The organism is Polaribacter litorisediminis, assembly GCF_019968605.1.
Lineage (GTDB): Bacteria > Bacteroidota > Bacteroidia > Flavobacteriales > Flavobacteriaceae > Polaribacter > Polaribacter litorisediminis.
In genome coordinates this window covers 4,017,460-4,038,763 of sequence record NZ_CP082966.1, presented here as the reverse complement: position 1 = coordinate 4,038,763, position 21,304 = coordinate 4,017,460, and the positions used below count along the sequence as shown (strand labels likewise).

14 protein-coding genes are annotated in these 21,304 nt (G+C 34.2%); all 14 read right to left on the bottom strand.

Features of this window, described 5'->3' with window-relative positions; genetic code table 11:
- Positions 1–73: 73 nt before the first annotated feature.
- Positions 74–514 carry an eL24 family ribosomal protein gene (locus K8354_RS17280; RefSeq protein ID WP_223443820.1) on the bottom strand — a complete coding sequence of 147 codons (441 nt, stop codon included), beginning with the start codon at positions 512–514 and terminating at the stop codon, positions 74–76.
- A 65-nt stretch (positions 515–579) separates the two neighbouring features.
- Positions 580–903 (bottom strand): hypothetical protein, encoded by a 324-nt coding sequence (locus tag K8354_RS17275; RefSeq protein WP_223443819.1) that lies wholly within the window; start codon positions 901–903, stop codon positions 580–582.
- A gap of 3 nt (positions 904–906) precedes the next feature.
- A complete protein-coding gene (locus K8354_RS17270) occupies positions 907–1,245 on the bottom strand; it encodes a hypothetical protein (RefSeq protein ID WP_223443817.1) in 339 nt (112 codons plus the stop codon).
- Between the two features lies 1 nt (position 1,246).
- Entirely contained in the window at positions 1,247–2,692 is a 1,446-nt protein-coding gene (locus tag K8354_RS17265; protein ID WP_223443815.1) for a tyrosine-type recombinase/integrase, read from the bottom strand.
- A 304-nt stretch (positions 2,693–2,996) separates the two neighbouring features.
- A complete protein-coding gene (locus K8354_RS17260; RefSeq protein ID WP_223443813.1) occupies positions 2,997–4,649 on the bottom strand; it encodes a sodium/sugar symporter in 1,653 nt (550 codons plus the stop codon).
- A 118-nt stretch (positions 4,650–4,767) separates the two neighbouring features.
- Entirely contained in the window at positions 4,768–6,192 is a 1,425-nt protein-coding gene (gene xylE / locus K8354_RS17255) for a D-xylose transporter XylE (protein WP_223443811.1), read from the bottom strand.
- Between the two features lie 25 nt (positions 6,193–6,217).
- Positions 6,218–7,543 carry a xylose isomerase gene (xylA, locus tag K8354_RS17250; RefSeq protein WP_223443809.1) on the bottom strand — a complete coding sequence of 442 codons (1,326 nt, stop codon included), beginning with the start codon at positions 7,541–7,543 and terminating at the stop codon, positions 6,218–6,220.
- 32 nt (positions 7,544–7,575) lie between these two features.
- The gene (locus tag K8354_RS17245) at positions 7,576–9,060 is read right to left on the bottom strand and encodes a xylulokinase (protein WP_223443807.1); all 1,485 of its coding nucleotides are present in this window, start codon (positions 9,058–9,060) and stop codon (positions 7,576–7,578) included.
- A gap of 85 nt (positions 9,061–9,145) precedes the next feature.
- Positions 9,146–12,163 carry a T9SS type A sorting domain-containing protein gene (locus K8354_RS17240; RefSeq protein WP_223443805.1) on the bottom strand — a complete coding sequence of 1,006 codons (3,018 nt, stop codon included), beginning with the start codon at positions 12,161–12,163 and terminating at the stop codon, positions 9,146–9,148.
- 79 nt (positions 12,164–12,242) lie between these two features.
- Entirely contained in the window at positions 12,243–13,901 is a 1,659-nt protein-coding gene (locus tag K8354_RS17235; protein ID WP_223443803.1) for a GH35 family beta-galactosidase, read from the bottom strand.
- Positions 13,902–13,931: 30 nt separating this feature from the next.
- Positions 13,932–15,377 carry a glucoamylase family protein gene (locus K8354_RS17230; RefSeq protein WP_223443801.1) on the bottom strand — a complete coding sequence of 482 codons (1,446 nt, stop codon included), beginning with the start codon at positions 15,375–15,377 and terminating at the stop codon, positions 13,932–13,934.
- Between the two features lie 77 nt (positions 15,378–15,454).
- Positions 15,455–16,786 (bottom strand): amylo-alpha-1,6-glucosidase, encoded by a 1,332-nt coding sequence (locus K8354_RS17225; RefSeq protein WP_223443799.1) that lies wholly within the window; start codon positions 16,784–16,786, stop codon positions 15,455–15,457.
- 5 nt (positions 16,787–16,791) lie between these two features.
- The gene (locus K8354_RS17220) at positions 16,792–19,254 is read right to left on the bottom strand and encodes a glycoside hydrolase family 2 TIM barrel-domain containing protein (RefSeq protein WP_223443797.1); all 2,463 of its coding nucleotides are present in this window, start codon (positions 19,252–19,254) and stop codon (positions 16,792–16,794) included.
- A gap of 5 nt (positions 19,255–19,259) precedes the next feature.
- A complete protein-coding gene (locus K8354_RS17215; protein ID WP_223443795.1) occupies positions 19,260–21,155 on the bottom strand; it encodes a hypothetical protein in 1,896 nt (631 codons plus the stop codon).
- Positions 21,156–21,304: the final 149 nt, after the last annotated feature.

The window sequence follows — 21,304 nt, the reverse complement described above, 5'->3', positions numbered from 1 at the left end:
TGCGCAATTTTTAACTAAAAAAGATAGTTTCTAAAGATATACATTTTGCTTAAATAAAACAAAAGGAAGTGTCTTAACTTTTAAACGGCAGTCTATTTCCTAAGTAAACCAACCTATTAGTATGTAAATCAAAATAAGGAATTTGTCCCATTAAGTTTGGTGGTAAATTTTTAATTTGATGATATCGTTTTAAACTAGCCGCTAGTTTTAAAACATCCCCTTTAGTTGCCGGTTTATTTTCTTCTGGAGTAAAAATATTTTTAGCAATTTCAACGATACCTGCTCCAATTGCTGAGTTCGCAACTCCAGCTGCACTTATTTCATCTACTTTTACTTTACTAGTCCCCTGCTCTTTCTCTTTTATTTGAAGATCAGTAGACTTTATTGCTAGCCCAACATTCTTAAAACGATGAAACGAAACCCTGCAAGAATTGCTACAAAATTTCTGTACCTTCCTTCTTTTTGGTACAAAATCCTTTTTACAGTATCGACAGCAATAGTATTGCTCTTCCATATTTTTTATGTATTAAGCGTTAATTGCACGTACAATTAACGCTTAATTGCAATAAAGTGCAACTTTTATTCGATTTTTATATCAAAAACGGTTTCTAACAAATACTTTTGAGATTCTTCATCTGTAATATACTGTTGCTTTTTCTTCTTTACTTTTTGTTTAGGTGGAGCAATTTCTTCTTGCAGTATTTCTGAAATATTTAAGTGAATCATAACGCATTCCCGCATAAAATCCTCTTCAGCTTGGGTTTTTCGAAAATTAGGAAAATCTTTATCAATACCTGATTTATGCAACCTATAAGCCGCATTTTGTAGCGTAAAATGACCTAAATACTTTTTATATCTTTCATCTTTACTTGAATGAACATCCAAGACTAATAATTCTGCCAAATACTACATTGCAAATAAATGCTCTTTGTAATTATTAATTAAAATTGAAAATTGTGCTGGATTTAAGACGGTTTCATATTCAGCCAAGTCAAATAAATTCTCCTTTAAAGCACGTTGCTTTTTGAATACTTCTTGTGATTCGTCTTTATCATCCATAAAAATAATATCCATTTTTTTCCTCGCCACAATTAAGACATCAAATGCCCAATCAATTTCATTGAGCAATTTTTCTTCCATAAAGACTTCAACATAACTTTTTGGTATATAAAACAAAAATGGATACGAAGCTCGGTCTCTTAATTCTTCAAAAATCGCATGTACTTTTCTAGGTTCCTTGTTCATGTTATTTAAATAATTTTGAGTAATCTTCAGGTAATTCAGCATCAATTTCTCTTAAATATTTCTCCAACGCACTCATGGAACGATGCCCTGTGATTAACATTAAATTACTCTTTGCTTCAAATGGAGCTGAATCTTCTCTTAGTTTTCTATATAATTTAGAAATAAAGGTGTGCCTAAAACTATAAATTCCATAGTCTTCATTTAGCTTAAAATGTTCTTTTACAACACTTCTAAATCTTTTAGAAAAATGATCTCTTCTATTGGTTTCGTTCGCCTCCCAATACCCACCAATTTTGTCTGGTGTAAATAAAAAGGCTTCTTGATCCAATTGAGATAAATCAGGTAATTCATCAAATAAAATACTAGGAATAATTTTCGTTTTTAACGGGCTATTTTTTGCCTTAAACTGAACTGTTTTTGTCTCTAAGTTGATATCCTTAATTCTTAATCGGCAAACTTCAATAGGTCGCATAAAACTGTAGGAAACAAACTTAATGAACAGCAGTAAATCTCGATCTTCTTTTTCTAAGTAGGTAAAGATTTTTTCTTGCTCTTTTAGAGGATACGTTTTATGCCTTGTGGGTTTCGATTTTAATACAGGAATTGTTGGGATGTAGTTTTCAGTGACCATTTCATTGTTCTTGAGCACTTGAAAAAGACTTCCTAATTCAGTCCGATAGTTGTTCCTACTTCGTGGGCTTGTTTCTAAAAGGATACTATTCAAAAAGGCTGTGAGATCTTTTCTTGTTATCTCTTTGATGTTTTTCTTATCCGGATAAGTCTTTTGTATCCAAGTAATAAACCGGAGTATTTTACTTCTATAATCTCGAATCGTTCCTTTACTGACTTCTTTTTCCTTGAGGTCTAAAGCGGTATCAAATGCTTTTTGAATGGAAATCCCTTCTTCTTTTGGTTGAATTTGTGAAGTTTTTTCTTTTTCAGAAAGCTCTTTTTCTTTTGATTTCTTACTCTTTTGTGTGGTCTCTTTTTTGGTATTGACTGTGAATGACTTTTCGTCTATGGCTTCTTGAATAGCTTTTTTTATAGCATTATTGACCCTTGATGAAATAACTTCTTCTTTTTCCTTCTCAATGGAAGTTTTGGTTGCCGATGATCTTTTTAATTGATCGTACAACTCAGCATTATCTGCAAATGGATTGTAGCCTTGGCGCAATAGATACAGTAAATTTTTACGATACGAAGTTAGAATTGTGAGTCGAGCTTCTTTGGTTTTGTATTTATTTACTTTTCCATAGATGTTTCCCAATCTTTTCATTCTTCCTGTTTTAGGATTCCGAAAGGAAAAATACACATACCAGCGCTTGGAAAGGTCTCCGTCTGCTGTATAGATTTTGGGTAGCGAAAAATGGGTTTTCTTTTTCAAATCGTGTCCCAAATCGTGTTCATTTTTAATCGTAAATGTAAGAAATTCGCGAATTAAAGGCATAAAAAAACAGTTTAGTGACCTAAACTGTTGATTTATATCGATTTAAAATAGTAGCGGGAACTGGACTCGAACCAGTGACCTTTGGGTTATGAGCTCTGCGACTATCAAATTCTAAACGCATTTACTGGGCTCAAAGCCTTTAAAAAGATAAAAACGTATGCAAAAACGTATGCAGTTTTTAGTTTTCTGATTATTAATAATATTAGATGCAAGATACTCAAAAAAAAGTAAACTTCATGACTATAATTATTACTTGAAAAGTAAAAAATCTAAATACTAAATTCTTATAGATTGCACCTCAAATTTAATTCCAAAAAACACTATACAGTACTACCAAAATCAGCATAATTGCAAATGCACCAATATTGAATAACGGACTTGTTTTAAACATTTCTTTTGAAATATCAATCCCTTTTTCGTCATCTGCACCTTTGTGCTGAACGTAACTTACCAATCCAATTACAATCATGGTCAAAATTACAGTGTATCCCATTTGATCCATAAACGGCACATCCACAAATAGCGAACTTGTAGACCATCCTTTTGGCGCTACTTTAAAATACATGGCAATTGGAATGGATACCAAAGCACCAATAATAGCACCTTTGTTCGTGGTTTTCTTCCAGAACAATCCTAACATAAACACCGCTAAAATTCCTGGACTTACAACTCCTGTATATTCTTGAATAAATTGAAATGCTTGATCTAAATTGCCTAATAATGGTGCCATAATACAAGCGATTAACAAAGCAACACCAGCAGAAATTCTACCCATATTTACAGTGGCTTTATCACTTGCAGTTTTATTGATGTATTGTTTGTAGATATCCATTGTAAAAATGGTAGACGTTGAATTTAACATCGAAGCTAATGAGGATACAATAGCTGCTGCTAAAGCTGCAAACGCCACTCCTTTTAATCCTGTTGGTAAAAACTGTAATAACCAAGGATAGGCTTTGTCTGCTTGTTCGGCAGTTGGTAAATTTTCTAATCCGGCTGCTCCTAATCTCGCCATAATTACAGGATCGTTGACCATTACATAGGCTGCAATACCAGGAATTACAACAATTAACGGAATTACTAATTTTAAACCGGCTGCAAATAAAATCCCTTTTTGTGCTTCTTTTAACGATTTCGCCGCCAAAGTTCTTTGGATGATATATTGATTAAAACCCCAGTAATATAAATTCGCAACCCACATTCCTCCAACAAGAACTGCAATACCTGGTAAGTTTTTATACTCAGGATTCGATTCATCTAAAATCATCGCAAATCGCTCAGGAACTGCCTCGTAAATGGTTGTCAATCCTGCAAACATACCTTGTCCGTCAGAAACTGTATTCAATGCTAAGTACGTCGTTACCAAACCACCAATGACTAGAAAAACGACTTGAATTACATCCGTCCAAGCTACTGCTGATAATCCTCCATATAAGGAATACGCCGCTGCAAACAATGCTAGACCAGCAACTCCATACATCATCGGAATTCCCATAATAGTTTCTAAGGCAAGAGAACCTAAATACAGAACAGTGGTTAAGTTTACAAAAACATATAAAGCAATCCAAAAAACAGCTAAAATGGTTTTTAAGTTGGTAGAGTATCGTTTTTCAACAAACTCAGGAATGGTGTACAAGCCTTTTTCAATAAAAATGGGCAAGAAATATTTTCCTACGATAATTAAGGTGATGGCTGCCATCCACTCATACGAAGCAATGGCTAATCCGGAGGCAAATCCAGAACCAGACATTCCAATAAATTGCTCAGCAGAAATATTCGCAGCAATTAAGGAGGCTCCGATGGCCCACCAAGGCAAGGATTTACTGGCCAAAAAATAATCTTCGGCATTTTTTTGATGTCCTTTTTTATCCCTAGAAACCCATAAACCGACTCCTAAAATTAAAATAGCATATGCTATAAAAATAATGTAATCTAAAATTTCAAAACTTGCTGTCATAATTTGTGTACATATTTGTTAGTTGATTTTTTTACTCTTTTATTTTTTAATTAAGCTACTGCCAAATAAGACAGTTTAATTAAATACTTTTATTTGGAACCTTATAGAAATAAGAACATTAACTATGCTTATTCCATAAATTCTCCATTTCTTCAAGCGTTTTTCCTTTAGTTTCAGGTACAAATTTCCAAACTAAAACGGCGGCTAATACCCCCATAACTCCATAAATCCAATAAGCAAAACCATGATTGAATTTTTCTAAGAGATACGAGTTTTTATCCATCATAGGAAATGTCCAAGACACTATATAGTTCGAAATCCATTGGGCTGCAACAGCTAAAGCCAAGGCACGACCTCTTATTTTATTTGGAAAAATCTCCGATAACAACACCCAACAAACGGGCCCCCAACTCATGGCAAAACTAGCCACATAAATAAGCATACATACCAAAGCTGCAATCCCGATTGTTTGGGTGAAAAATGTGGTTCCCAATGCAAACATAGAAAACGCCATTCCTAAAGCTCCAATGATCATTAACGGTTTTCTGCCAAACTTATCAACCGTTAAAATTGCCAAAACAGTAAAAAGTAAATTGACTGAACCTACAATAATCGTTTGCAATAATGCAACATCAGTACCAGACCCCATACTTTTAAAAATTTCAGGAGCATAATACAATACTACATTTATACCCACAAATTGTTGGAAAACCGAAAGCAATATCCCAATCACAATAATCCCAATTCCAAAAGAAAATAACTTACCTGAATGTTTACTTGTTACTGTATTCTGGATTTCAGCTACTATTTTTTTTGCTTCCTCCATACCATTCACTTTTACAAGTACATCGAACGCTTTTTCTGGTTTGGATTTTAACACCAATGATCTTGGTGTGTCTGGCACAAATAGTAACATGAACAAGAATAAACTCGCAGGAATGATTTCAGAAGCAAACATCCAGCGCCACCCTACTGTATTTAACCAAGAATCATCTCCTTGCCTAGAAATGTAATAGTTTACAAAGTAAACCACCAACATTCCAAAAATGATTGCAAACTGATTTAAGGACACCAATTTGCCTCTAATTTTTGCGGGTGCAATCTCTGCAATGTATAAAGGAGACAACATCGAAGCAAGACCAACGCCGATTCCTCCTATGATTCGATATCCAATAAATACATAAATAAATGTATGGTCTGCTTCTCCTATGGGTATTAAAAACATTTCTGGCATTGCGGAACCGATAGCAGAGAATAAAAATAAAACGGCTGCCAAAACCAATCCGTTTCGTCTTCCAAGTTTTTTACTAATGATCCCTCCTGAAATTCCACCGATAACACATCCAATTAAAGCACTAGAAACCACAAATCCTAAACGTGCATTTGCGCTCATTTCATCCAATCCAAAGGGAAGCACAAAAAAGCTTTCTAAAGAACTTACGGTTCCTGATATAACGGCTGTATCATACCCAAATAAAAGTCCTCCAAGTGTGGCTACTAATGTTAGTTTAAGTAAGTAGCTACTATTTCTAGATAACCCCATAACACATCCCTTTTTATAACTTCTTTTAAATGTATTGATTAATTATATTTTCAAACAATTCTTGTTTGCCGCTTTGTAATGCTAACTCTCCATTTTCTTGAGCTATTTTATATAAGTCTTGTAAATCTAGTTTCCCTGCTTCAAAAGTCGCGCCTTTTCCAGCATCAAAAGAACTATATCTTTTTTCTCTTAGAGCTTGGTAAGATGAAGAAGTCAGTATTTTATCTGCCGTAACTAAAGCTCTAGCAAAGGTGTCTGCTCCACCAATATGTGCATGAAAAACATCCTCCATATCTGTTGAGTTTCTTCTGATTTTTGCATCAAAATTAACGCCACCTCCTTGTAAACCTCCTGCTTCTAAAAAGACTAACATTGCTTCTGTAGTTTCTTGAATGTTATTCGGAAACTGGTCTGTATCCCATCCATTTTGATAATCTCCTCTGTTGGCATCTATACTTCCTAACATCCCTGCTTTGGCGGCAACTGCCAATTCGTGTTGCATAGTATGTTGTGCTAACGTAGCATGATTTACTTCGATATTCATTTTAAAATCTTTGTCTAATCCATATTCTTTTAAAAAGCCAATAGCTGTTGCAGAATCAAAATCATATTGATGCTTCATGGGTTCCATTGGTTTTGGCTCTATAAAAAAAGTTCCTTTAAATCCTTGTGCCCTAGCGTAATCTCTAGCCATCGTTAAAAATTGACCCATATGATCTAGCTCACGTCCCATATCCGTGTTTAGCAAAGACATATACCCTTCTCTTCCTCCCCAAAAAACGTAGTTTTCACCATTTAATTTAATCGTAGCATCTAAAGCTAATTTTACTTGACCTCCAGCTCTTGCTACTACATTAAAATCTGGGTTAGTTGAAGCTCCATTCATATAGCGTGGATTTGAAAAACAGTTGGCGGTTCCCCATAATAATTTGACACCGCTTTCTACTTGCTTTTCTTTGATGTAATCTGTAATGGTGTTTAATCTTTTCTCAGATTCTGCAAAAGTTGCCCCTTCTTGAATTAAATCATAATCGTGGAAACAGAAATAATCAAAGCCCATTTTGCTAATAAATTCAAATGCAGCATCTGCTTTGTCTTTTGCTGCTTGAATTGGGTCATTGGATTGATCCCAAGGGAAATTCTGTGTTCCAGGTCCAAAAGGATCTGAACCTTGCCCACAGAACGTATGCCAATAAGCAATTGCAAACTTAAAATGTTCACGCATTGTTTTTCCTGCAACTACTTGTTCAGGGTTATAATATTTAAAAGCCAATGGATTGTCTGATTCCTTACCTTCAAATTGTATATTGTTGATTCCTTTAAAATATTCTTTATCTCCTAAAATTGCCATTGTGATATATTTTTAAAATTTTATGTTTGTTTTTATTTGGTATTTATAATAAGATTCAATTCTTTTTTCCAGCTCTCATAAGCCTTTACATAAGGTGCTTTATCTTTAAAAGGCATAAAGGTCATAACGTGGTCGTTATCTTCAACTAATTTTCCATACGATTCAAAATCTCCTTTATGCAAACCAGCAGCTCTGGCTGCACCAATAGCTCCTGTTGTGTTATAGATTTCTATTTCTTGATTTATTAAAGTAGCCACTGTGTTTGTAAAGATTTCAGAACGGAACAAATTATCATTTCCGGCTCTCATCACATTAATCTTTATACCATCAGATTTTAGTATGTCCATCCCATACACAAAAGAGAATGCAATGCCTTCTAAAGCAGCTCTGCACAGATGTCCTTTTTGATGATTATTCAAATTAACATTCACTAAGCGTGTTCCGATTTCCATGTTGTTCAGCATTCTTTCAGCGCCATTTCCAAAAGGAAGCATACAAACTCCATCTGAACCTACAGCAACTTCTGAAGCTAATTGATTCATCTCTTCATAAGAAGTAACAGATAAATTATTCAGCAACCATCTGTACTGAATTCCTGCGCCATTAATGTTGAGTAATTTTCCAATTCTTGGAACTGATTTTTTATAGTTTACATGAGCAAAATTGTTAACTCTTGTGCTCTCTTTTCCTGATAAGCTTTCTGTAACAGCATACACAACTCCTGAAGTTCCTCCAGTTGCAGCAACTTCACCTGGATTAAATATGTTTAAAGAAAGTGCATTGTTGGGCTGGTCTCCCGCTCGATAAAATATGGGAGTACCTGCTGCCAAACCACTTTCTTTTTCACCTTTTTTATCTACAACAGATTGTAATCCGAAGGTGTCTACGATGTCTGGCACTAATTCTTTGTCTATATCGTAATAATCTAAAAGAAAATCGGCCACCCTATCATTTTTAAAATCCCATAAAATGCCTTCAGAAAGTCCTGAAATCGTAGTGTTTATTTTGTTTGAAAATCGATAAGCAATATAGTCGCCAGGCAGCATAAATTTGTATGCTTTTTTGTAAATATCAGGTTCATTGTCTTTTACCCATTTTAATTTTGAAGCTGTAAAGTTGGCTGGGGAGTTTAATAAATGACTTGTGGATTTTTCGCTACCAATATCTACAAAGGCATCCTTCCCAATTTGAACTGCCCGACTATCGCACCAAATAATACTTTTTCGTAATGGGTTTCCTTTTTTATCAACTAACACCAAACCGTGCATTTGGTAAGAAATACCAATGCCTTTAATTTGAGTTCTGGATATATTGTATGTTTTTTTTAAAGTATCAATGGCTTTACAAATGTGTTTCCACCATTCTTCTGATTTTTGTTCTGCCCATCCGTTTTTTAAAGCTAGCATGCTCATTTCGGTTTTGGGCTCTTGTACTACTCCCAAGCTTTTTCCTGTAGAAATTTCTACCAAGGCCGCCTTAATAGACGAACTCCCTAAATCAAATCCTATGTAATACATTTTTTATGTATGTTATAATTTTTTTACCCTTGCTATGTTATCTCTAATAAACTATAACTTTATAGATTCCCTGCGTTACTATTTTTTATTTTTTTACCAAAAAAACTGTTTGAACTTTATTTACAAAAGGTAACCTCAAAATATAGACCCTTGAAGCAAAATTTCTTAAATCAATTTTTATTTGAGCTTCTTTCGTCACTATTTTTTTAGTAAACAAAATATTCCCAGATAAATCTATAACCTGAAAACTATCCACTTCGCCAAAAAGTGAAGGAGGTAGTTCAATAGTAAATATTCCTTGTGATGGATTGGGGTAGACAGAAACTCGTATTAAAGGACCATCCTCAATTTCTTCTTTATCAATTGATAACGTATTTAACTGTGTGTTTAAAATCAATTCTTCTAATGCTGTTTTAAAATCTAAATCTGAAAGCATCAAATTTGATATTGTATTGTCTTGAACCTGCTCAATTGCCATGGCTATAGCAGCCGTATTTATATCAAATCGTTCCCAATTGGGTGCCCATTTTTCATTTAAACCTCCGGGTAATTCTTTCATTCTTATGTTATCTGGAAACCCGAGTAATGGATGAAAATATCCTGTTTTTCCATATGCTCTTAAAGCAGTCATAGAAGAACTTGGTAAAAAGGGATATGCTAAAACAGCTCCATAGGGTGCCGGAGAAATTTGAATTACTTCATTTGAGTTTAATGAGCCATGGGCCTCGGAACCTTGATTTGATATGTAAGAATCATAGGATACGAAGCCATTTTCATCAACATTTGATACCGTTCCGCATGCCGTTAATCCAATTAAAGGAAGACCTAAAACTTCCAAAGATGTTTTTGCATCAAATTCATATGCTTTTTTACTGTTGCCTATAAAAGGGCCCAAAGTTCCCGTCCAAAGCTGCAGCCAATTGTAAGTGAATCCAGCACCAAACCAACTAGGGAAAAAACCTTTTTTTTCTATTCTGATAATCTTATCCAAAATAACACTATCTAATTTTCCGCTTGCAATGGCTTCGGTATATATCAATTCTGTTTCCTCAGAAAATGCATCTCCCCATTCTCCATCTATAGGATTCCCAGAGGTGTCCAATGCTTTTGGTATTCTTCCGTTTTCTGTAAGTATTTGATCCCATTGAGGTTTATCTAAAAGAGCATCGGCAATGGCTACAATTGATGCGTCATCATTATATTTTTGTTTTGCAATTCTTATTCCTGCAGCACACATTGCCCAGTCTATGGTACTTATATTTTGCCAAATTGGAATTCCTTCAAAATTCATCCAATGCTGAGGAAACCCTAAAACACCACTCACTCCATTATTTACATCGAGTGCATTTAACCAATTGAGGATAGAACTTATTTTTGTCTTTGCTTCAACCGGAGATAGCATACCTTCTTTTTCTGCCAAAACAAAAGCTGCAATTGACATTCCTAATCCAGAAAGTTGAACATGATTCTCTCTACTTGAAATTTCTTGTACAACGCCTCTGTCTTCATCCAACTGAATATAATGCCAAATAAAATATCGGATCGCAGATTCTTTTAACCATTGCAGTACCTCCTCATCTTCTGTTGGAATTGAAAATGGCGCTACTGTATCATCTAATAAATAAAGATCATCTAACAAAATAGCCGAAGCAAAAGCATTAGTATCTCCTAACACCTGATTGTCTGAATTTATAGAAAATTTAATCTGACGCATATGTATAGCCGTAAATGGAAGCTCATAACTTGCCCATTCCGTGCTGACAGAAATCGTTTGAGCATGCAAAACTTCATCTGCATCATTTCTAACTTCAACATCTAATGATATTGGCATTCCAATTGCTTTTGCCTTAAAACTTATCCCGTTTAAGTTACTTAATTCTGCAGGTAATTCTAATCGGGTTGCTGCATCTAACGTTGAAAATGTAGAAACTAAAAGAGAAGCTTCTTGACCGGATATAGTTTTATCTGATGTAATATGAATCTCATCAAAATAAGATTTTTCAGCGACTCCAGATGTAGGAGCGATCCAAAACCAAGTGATTTTTTTTCCTGCATATGCTGATAAATCAATTTGAATGTTTTCCCATTGTCCTCCATTGTATACTCCATTAAAAGACTTATTACTTACATCTCCCTCAAAAAAGAGCTGAACTTGATAATTGCCAGCGCCATTAGGATTGTATAATTGAAAGTTAAAAACACTGGTATCCGTTACTAAAGCATTCAATGTGCCGCTAATTCCTTTCCATGAACTAGTAGGATTGTTTTCGATTACATAAGAAGAAGTATTTACGGCATCGCTAAGCGGATTTGATACGATACTTGCCCAAGGGTTATTTGCAAAATCTAAATGAACACCAGTGCCTACTTCATCCATAAATAGGTCTAGACTACTAGTGTTAAAATCATTAAAATTTATCCGAAGTGCTTGCTCCCATTCAGACCTATCCATCGATAAATTAACAGCTTCTGAGGTTGTTTCCAACTTATACTCAGACATCATTTCTGTAAACCCTAACCTTGCTTGGTCATTGGTTAAAAGGGGAATCCCGACTTCTAGATTATTAAAAGAATGGTTTTGCGCAATCACTTCTTCTGAAATAGGTTCGGATAGGTTTCCATCTAAATACAAATTATCAATATAGGTTTGTGTCACCTCATTAGAACTTGGGTATATGATAAACCAACTCAATGTTTTTCCTATATGTTCTGACAAATCAATGACTTGGCTAGTCCATTCCGAAAGGTCATAGTTTCCGGAAAAGAAATATTTATCAGAACTTCCATCGAATGAAAATTGAATTTGATAATTTCCTGATCGAGAAAGATTCAAAAATTGAATGTGAAAAATTCTAGTATCGTTTGTTATTTCAACAGCACAATTACCACTTATTCCTTGCCAAGACGCACTCGAATTATTAGAAATTACGGTTGCAGAAGAATTCAATTGAGTACGCAACGGATTCGCAACAAGAGAACTCCATAAATTTTGACCAACATTAAAAGTTGCTGCTTGTGCTGTATCATCAAATAGTACAACTTGCGCATTCATATGGAATACGCAACAACTAAAAAGGCTAATGATTACACATAAAGCTCTCATAATTTCATATATTTATTTTTATGACATCAAGTTTTACTCAATTATACACTATATAAACGATTAATTACTTATAAATTTTTTATCTTTTATAGGTAACCACTTTATAAATTCCTGGCGTTGCAATTGTTTGTTTTGTTGCTGGCGAATATGCATCGGGCTCACCTTCTTTTTTAGTAACATTTACAATATTCTCTTCAGTTTCAAACGTTCTACCAAATACCCTTAACCTTGCATTATGATAAGTTTCATCTCCATTTAGCATTCTTGTAGTTACCCACTTTTCGCCTTCAAACCGACCTTCAAATACTTGTCCAATATAACCAATTGTATTTTTTACTTCAGATTCAAAAAACAAAGTTATATTCATGCCTATTACCATAAATTCGTTGGCATCTGTTTGGATGATAATTCCAAAAGAAGGTTCATTTGGTTTTTCATACATTACTTTTACTTTCCAGTCGCCCATATAAAAATCTTTGTAAGTATCGCCCTGTTCTCTTAAGACTGCATGCATTTTCCCTGTTCCTTGATATTTTTTAATAAGATGTTGTACTTCGTTTAAAAGTTCATAAGACTTTGTAAATACAAAATTATCAGCAGCATCTTCAATTCCGAATGGCGAAAAACAGATGGCATCATGCTCACCAAAAGCATAAAAAGCTCTACCAACCTCAGCTTTAGATTCTGGTACTAATAAAGGATTATCGTCTCTGTGATACATCGCAACGATTTCTTTGAAATTCGATAAATAAATATCTGGCGACTGAATATCGATATCTGGCGCAGCGGCTTTCCAAATATCCATCACTCTAGAAACTGGACCTCCATTAGGATACACACCAGGTAAATCCTCTGGTTTTTGAACAATCCAAGCATTTACCATCATTGGTAAATTATACTGCTCTCTGCCTGACTTAGCTACAAAATTGATATAAGTAGCATATTCCCATGTAGTAAAAAAGGCTTTGGCTTCTGGTGTATTTCCAAAGATTTCTTTCCAAGTTCCTTTTGTTTTAAAGTTAGATTTTGACCAGGCATCGCTAACATACGGTTTTAAATGTTTTTTGTTTTTCTTTAAATAGCTCATCAACGCTTTTGGAACCTCTTTTTCGTATAAGTTTAGTACTACTTTATTATAATCGATGTCTTGAAACATACCCACTTCATTTTGTGGCTGCATTAAAATAACAGTTTGATCTGTATCATATTCCTTAATATGCTTCATTAATTGAGTAAATGCTTTGGCATCAGCTATTTTAGTAGCTTCACAAAAAGGCGACAAAGTTTCTATTGCTTTGCCTTCTTTCGTTTTTACTCTAAAAAAGCGTTTGGTATCTTTTTTAACCCAAAGTGGTGCGTAACTAGATTCGCCGTTTTTCCAACTTGCAAACCATAACAAGCTTACTTTTAAATTATTTTTTTTAGCATTATCTATAATGGCATCTACTAAAGTATAATCGTAAACCCCTTCTTTAGGCTCAAATTGTTCCCAAGCTAGGGTTACAAATACCGAATTTAGATTCATTTTTTTTAACTTCGGAAATAAGGGTTCCATATATTCTATGGTTGACGCTGAAGAGTTGTGCACTTCGCCAGCAATCATTAAAAAGGGCTGGTCATTCACCATAAGTTGTGTTACATTGCCATTTTTTTGTAAATGAGGTATCTTATTTTGAGCATTAATAATACTCAAAGATGAAACCAAAAATAAGAGTCCAAAGATTGTTGCTTTTTTCATTTGTTTATAATTATAGTTTTTATTGTAGTTTTATTTAATAGGTTTTAAACCAGCTGCTTTAAAAGATGCTTTGTATTCAGGTGCTTTTTTTGCTAGTTCCCATAACATATTAGAACGATAATTCTCTATAGACAATACATTAATTGGTTGGAAAAAAGTATCTGGTTTTTTGGCTAATTCCCTTGTGTTGGTATTTACGCTCATTACAAACCCTTTTTCATTATAAATTCCTTCGTTTTTGAATTCGTTATATAAAATTCGTAAACATTTTATGGATTCTTTTGGAGCAAACGGAATGGCGCTCATAACAGCAGATATAGAAATTGTGCCTTCATCAAAATCGCCTTCCGCAGGTAATCCGGTTACCATCCATTTTTTTGAGATCGGAGAATACGTATCGTAAAACCCCCAAACATCTCCATACAATTTATTTTTTCCGGGGTTGATTTGTGCATACCTTATTTGCGCTTTAATGGCCTTTTGCGTGCCTTCAAAATAATCCATATTATTTATGTTACCTATAGAATCTCCATATCCCTTTAAATCAAACCAAATATGAGACTGTACCAAATAGCCCAATTTAGCCGTAGGATAATTGTCTAATTTTAGTATTTCTGGATTATTGACTGTAATTCCTGTAAACTGTTTTGAATTTTTATAATCGTATTGTTTTGTAGAGAAATATCGGTATCCATATTGTTCATCAACAAATATTTTTGAAACATAGTTTTTATAAGCTTCGGTGCCATAATTCCAGTTTTTAGACCCTAATACGAGTAATTGCAAGAAAAAGGTTTCATCCATTTCACCAACCAAATCCTTTCCGTCAAATTGTTTACCATCTTCCCCGTTTTTAAACCAGGTAAAACATTTTCTATCTGTATTGTATGCGAAATTCCAATTAATCCGATCACATATTGAATTACAGAGTTCTCTGATTTCATTTTCAATAGGATTGTCTTTATCAAAAAATTGTCTTACCGTAAATTGTATGGAGGTTGCAAAAAATGCCGTGCCAACCACATCATAGGGTTGTCCAAAATTACCATAGGTTTTGCCTTTAATCTTTTCACCTGTAATTCTATGAAAAGATCGCGGAAAAATACCTTGTGCCGTTTTAGCGTTTTGATATACTTTAAGGTATTGCAAGACCTCTTTTGCACCTCGTTCTCTAGAAATCCAACCATTTTTTATAGCTACAGAAAAAAGATTAATTCTGTAACCATCATTTTCTACAATAGCAATTGAATCTTTATTTGTAAGGCAATTTTTGGTGTAATCAAATTGAATACGTTCTAAAAATTGATCATCCGTTAGTTCATCTAAACGATGTGTATCGATGGTTAAAAAGTCTTTTTTATGAGAGCGTTCCCTATCAAAAAGCGGAGTCTCTTTTTTTAGTTCCTCATTATTTTTACAACTAATGGTTACGATTAGTAGTAATAATAGAAAATAGATGTTATGAACTGACTTCATAAAAAATAATAAGTTTTAAAATTTGATTTACAGTTTGTGAAATAAAAGTCCGTCATAGAATAATGAACTTGTAATTTCTATTCTATTTCTTTAAATGATACTCCGTCTATTGAATTACTTAATTTTAAAATTTTAAGATCCTTATCAATCAAAGTAGGATTATACGCTAACTCAACTTCTAATGGCATAAAATACGCTAAGGTTGACCAGCCATAAAAAGGTTTTAAACCATAGCCTTCTCCTGTTTCGGCATTAAAAAATTCTCTAGTTGTTTTATTTTTATTCAGTACCATATCAAAAGATTTATACGCAATTTCTTTTGCTAAATCATGATATCCGTATGAATTAAGACCATGAATCATCATGTGATTTGTAGGTATCCAACTAGAACCTCTCCAATTACATTCTCCTGTTTTAGAGCCTTGATAATAATCAGCTTCATCAATAGCATAAGTTGGTACTGCATATTTTGTCCAAAATTCTTCGGGATTTGTTAGATGCTGTTTCACCAAAATACTTGCTTGTTTTTTACTTGCCACTTTACTCCACAATGGCGCAAATCCTGATATCGCCTTTATTTTGGTGGTTTCGCCTGTTGCTTCGTTTCTGTCATAGTAAAAACCTGTCGCTTCATCCCATAAAATTTCATTAATCTTATTAGTCAAAGCTTTAGCCTGTTTCGAAAAATTTTCAGCATCATCTGTTTTTTGTAATTGTGATGCAATAACAGCCATCGCATCTAATTCTCTAACCAAATAACAATTTAAGTCAACACCTTCACTGCGACCTACAGTTCTGGAAAACTGATTGTCCATGCCGCTGTGGTAGGCTCCATTTTCTCCAGTGTTAAATTCTCCCCAGTACATCAATCCATTTCCATCGGTATCATATTCCATCCAATGCTGCATATATTTTTTGAGTTTTGGATACTGATTTTCTGCCCAACTATAATCTTCTTTTTGCAAAGAGCCTAGTAAAACTATTTGCGCTATAAATGGTTTAAACATCTCTTTTGCGCCATAGTTTTTGGTGCCAAAACTTCTTGGAATAAAACCATTTTCGTGTTGAAGGTTTAGAAAAACATTTAAATTGGAAAAACAATACTCTGAAATACCATAATAGGAGAGGTAGATGTTTTCATAATACAAGTCCCAGTCGTAATACTCTCCATAGCTATACCCTGTTAGGAGTTTTTCACCTCTTAAAGAATCATATACGATTCCTCGTTCTAAAACATCAGTATTAACTTGTTTTAATCGGTTTTGTAATTTGCTAAAAATGATATCAGAAATTTTATCTTTAAAAATAGTTATAGGTTCACTATTGCTTATAGGCTCACTTTTCTTTTTATTACAAGAGAAAAACATTATAATTATTAGTAACCCGAAAAATACGTTTTTGTATTTCATTGTCTTTATTGTTTAACTTTTATTTCTAATAATGACTCTTTCAAACCTGCTGCCTTTGCCTTTATTCTTAAAGTTCCTTTTTCTTTACCACTTTTCAGTACTGCCATACAACTTCCATTATATGCCTTTCTTTTCGATGCCTTGAAATTTTCATGGCTTAAGATGTCTCCACTAGATACCCCTACTAATTCTCCAGAACCCGAAACTTCAAATGTAATTTCGTTAGTGGCACTGTACACTTTTCGACCTTTCTCATCTACTACATCAACTTGCACATAAGCCAAATCTAGCCCGCTTGCTTCTAATTTGTCTGTCTTAGTTTTCAGTTGGATTGCAAAAGGTTTTCCTACTGTTGTCAATTTATCTTTTGAAACTACTTTTCCCTTATTAAAACCTTTTAATTCAATAGTACCTTCTTGATAATTTAGCTCCCATTCTGTAATATTATTTTTAAAGTCAGCCGGTTTTTTTCTTCCTTGTGATTTTCCATTTAGAAATAATTCTACTTCTTCACAATTGGAAAAAGCAGCCAGTCTTAGTTTTGTATCTTTTTCCCAATTCCAATTTTTGGTCATTGGATGCCAGCTCCAAGTTCGATTATTGCCATATTGTTCTTCGTATAATTTAGTGCCAGCTTCGCTTTCATCATAAACCCAAAGATGACTCATCGGTTTTTGGTCATAGTAGCTTTGGTACATAGAACCGAGGTTGGTTAATTGTCCGCCTAAATCAAAGAAGGCACGACTCCACCCAATTCGTGGCCAAGGCGCTTCCCCTAGATAAGCATATCCTGTCCAATAGTAATGAGCAATTACATAATTTGTATCGATATAAGACCAAGATACATCCTTGAAATCCATACCTAAGGAAGTATTTGCTTCAGAATTGATAAACATCATTTGTGGGTATTTTTCATAGTCTTTAGCAAACATCTGCTCTGTATAGTTATAGCTTACTACATCTGAATACCATGCCATTTCAGCGGGTAAAGCTTTGTTGAATTTAGGCTGGTGTTTTGGGTCATATCCATTCCAAACTTTTTCTCTGGTTGGGAATAAACCTACGGTTACTTTTCTTGAAGGATCCCACCGATTAATCTCCTTTTTTATGTTTTTAAAGGTTGATACGCCATAATCTTCAGCATCTTTAGGGGATTCAAATTTTTCATCTTCAATTTGCCCTTGTTTCATTACTTCATTTCCGGCACTCCAGATATATACTGAAGGATGGTTTCGATCTCTTTTAATCCAATTTTCTATATCTTTTTTATACTGACTGTTAAACGATGCTTCACCTCCATAAAACTGACTTGTCCATTTATCAAAACCTTCGTTATACACTAAAATACCTTGTTCATCACACACTTCTAAAAGTCGTGTTGCATGTGGATTATGACTTAAACGAACAGAATTGGTTCCCATCGATTTCATATCTTCAATATGTTTTTCATAGCCTGCTTTATACGCTGCTGCTCCCAAACTAATCAAGTCATGGTGAATATTCCCCCCAACAGCAACAACTTTTTCTCCATTAATAAGCAATCCTTTTTCAGGAGTCATTTTAATTTCTCGGATTCCAAACGTTGTAATATATTCATCCACCAATTTATCTTGATCATAAATTTCAGATTTTAATGTATATAAATAAGGATTATTAGGAGACCACAAATTCGGTTTGTTTACCTCTATGTCCTGATTAAACACAAAAGTTTCTCCGCTTTGAATTGGCACAATAGATTCCCGTTGCTCAACTACCTTATTATTGGCATCTAGGATCTTACTGACCAATTTGCAAAGTTTGGTTTGTTTGTAGTTATTGGTTACTTCTGTTGCTAGATTGACTAGACTATGTGCTTTACTCACTTTTGATGTGGTAACATAGGTTCCGTATAAAGGGACATGTAAGGGGTCAACAATTTTCAACCAAACATCTCTATAAATTCCAGCTCCAGTATACCATCTTGAGGTACCTTTGGTTGTGTTGTCATATTTTACAACAATAAGGTTGGCTTGATCGAAACGTATATAATTTGATACTTCATGTTCAAAACCAAGATATCCATTCAAATGATTTCCTAAATAATGTCCGTTAATCCAAATTTTCGCATTTCTATAAACACCTTCAAACTCTATAAACACCAATTTATCTTGGTTTTCCGAAGAGACAGTAAAATGCTTACGATAGCTACCTTTCATATACGGAAAATACCCATTGGCTCCGTCTGAGTTTTCTTGTTTTACGTCTTCAAAAATAGCTGCGTCATGCGGTAGGTCTACCATTTCCCAATCTGTGTCTATCAACCCTACTCTGTGTGTATCATAGGTTTTATCTTTTAAATGTTTCCATCCAAAATTGAAATTTTGAACGCTTCTAGTTTCTAGATTTGACTGTTTGAAATTTTGCGCATGTAATGAACCTATATCGTTAAATAATGCTATTACAAAAAAGATTATGATTCTAATTTTCATTTTTATTAATTTTTAATGGATTCTATGAGTTCTTCAAGAGAAATTTTAACCTCTGGGTCACTCTGATACAATTGACCAATACTATTATCAAAGTACTGATCAATAGCAATTAGCATAGGACCAAGTTCTAAATCTGCAATTCCCCAATGAGGCATCATTTCAGGCCCACCTCCTTCAATAGGAATAAGTCTTACAGTTCCAGGAAGCCCCATTATTGGGTGGTAATAACCTAATTTTACAAATTCTCTAAGTCCTGTTATGGCTTGGTTGGGAACAAAGGGCAAGGCTAAAGCCGCACCATAGGGTGCAGGGGCGATTTTTTTATTGCTTTTAGAGCGAGACGGTGAGCTACCTTGATTACCAAAATATTGAACCTTAACAAATCCATTATCGTCTATTCCTGTAATTATTCCGGCTGCAGTAAGCCCCATAATAGGACGACCAAATTCAGATTGACAAGTTGTTGCGTCGTTTTGATAAGCAATGGTACTATTTGTTTTGTAGGGCTCTATGGGCCCTGTCCATAACTGCATCCAGTTGAATTCAAATCCAGTACTCCACCATCCAGGGTAAAAACCAGAAGATTTCTCCCTTACCATAACATCAAAAATAGATTTGTCCATTTGATTAGAATTTCTGGCTTCTAAAAACGTAAGTTCAGTTTCTTCAGTGAACGATCCTCCCCATCTCCATGGATTGATTTCTCCTGATTTATAATCAATTCCCATTGCAATGAATCCTTTTTCATCAAAAACATCTTTCCAATTGGGTCTAGAAAGGAGTTCTGTACAAATCGAATTAATTTCAGAATCTTCTAAATAATATTGGCGAACCACTCTAATTCCGGCAGCTGCCATTGCCCAATCTACTGTAACAGGACCCCAACCCGGATAACCTTCAGTGCCATCTACATGAAACCAATGATGTGGAAATCCTTTCCATCCATCTTTTCCTTGATACCAATCTTGATCTTGCATCCATTTTAACATTGATAAAATCCGTCTTTTCGCTTCCTGCGTGCTAATCATCCCTTCTTTTTCTGCCAAAATATGTGCCGCCATTCCAAATCCTTGGCCACTAATAGACAATGTGTTATACCAAACTGTTGATCCTTGCACCAATCCTTTGTCATTTTCTAAATCGTGATAATTCCAAAGAAAAAAACGGATTGCAGATTTTTGGATCCATTTTAAGAATTCTGTATCATCAGCTGGAGGCGTAAAAACAGCGTCATCGCCATTGACATAATATACATCATCTATAATAATGGATGTTGGTATAGAACCCTCAAAGTCAGATTTTTGATTGTCATGCTTAATTTTGAAGGATATATTTTTAAATGAGGAACTATTAAAAAACAGGGAGTATTCTTCCATTTCAGTTTTACCGATACTGAAATTTTGTTTTTCAATCACGTTTCCGTATTTGTCTTGTATTTCTAACTCTAAATTGATGGGTTGCCTAAAAGCTACAGCATTAAATTTAATTCCCTTTATTTGTTTTTGTAATTCTTTTGGAAATGCATTTTTACTGTTAATTGCACTAAAACCAGACATTAACAACTCTACAACATCCGAAGGCGCTGTCATATTGTTAAAATTTATTTTCAATGCTGAGTTCAGTCCATTTCTTATGATTTGTTCTGATAGATTAACTAAGGAGTCACTTTTAATTACGTATTCGGTTCCTAGTTCAGTCCGGTTTTTTCTTGCCCAGTCAGCCGTAAACAAAGCTATGCCACTTTCATGATTTGGAAAGTCCATATATGCCAGCTCATAATCGCTTTCAATAATCGCTGCGTCTTTTACAGATTTTTTAAAGAGCTTTGCCTTACATTGAACCAATAAAAATGAACTAAAAAATATAATTAAACAGTAATTAATTAAATGCTTTAGTCTCATTCTGCTGTATTATTAGTAAATTCAATTTGATTTATTATTGCAAGACGATACAATGCTTCTCTTTTTTACGTGTATAAAATTATACGTTCAAAAGAAATACACTTGTAGCCTATTATTTTAAATAAAGCTCAAACTGAAAAAGAATGAGC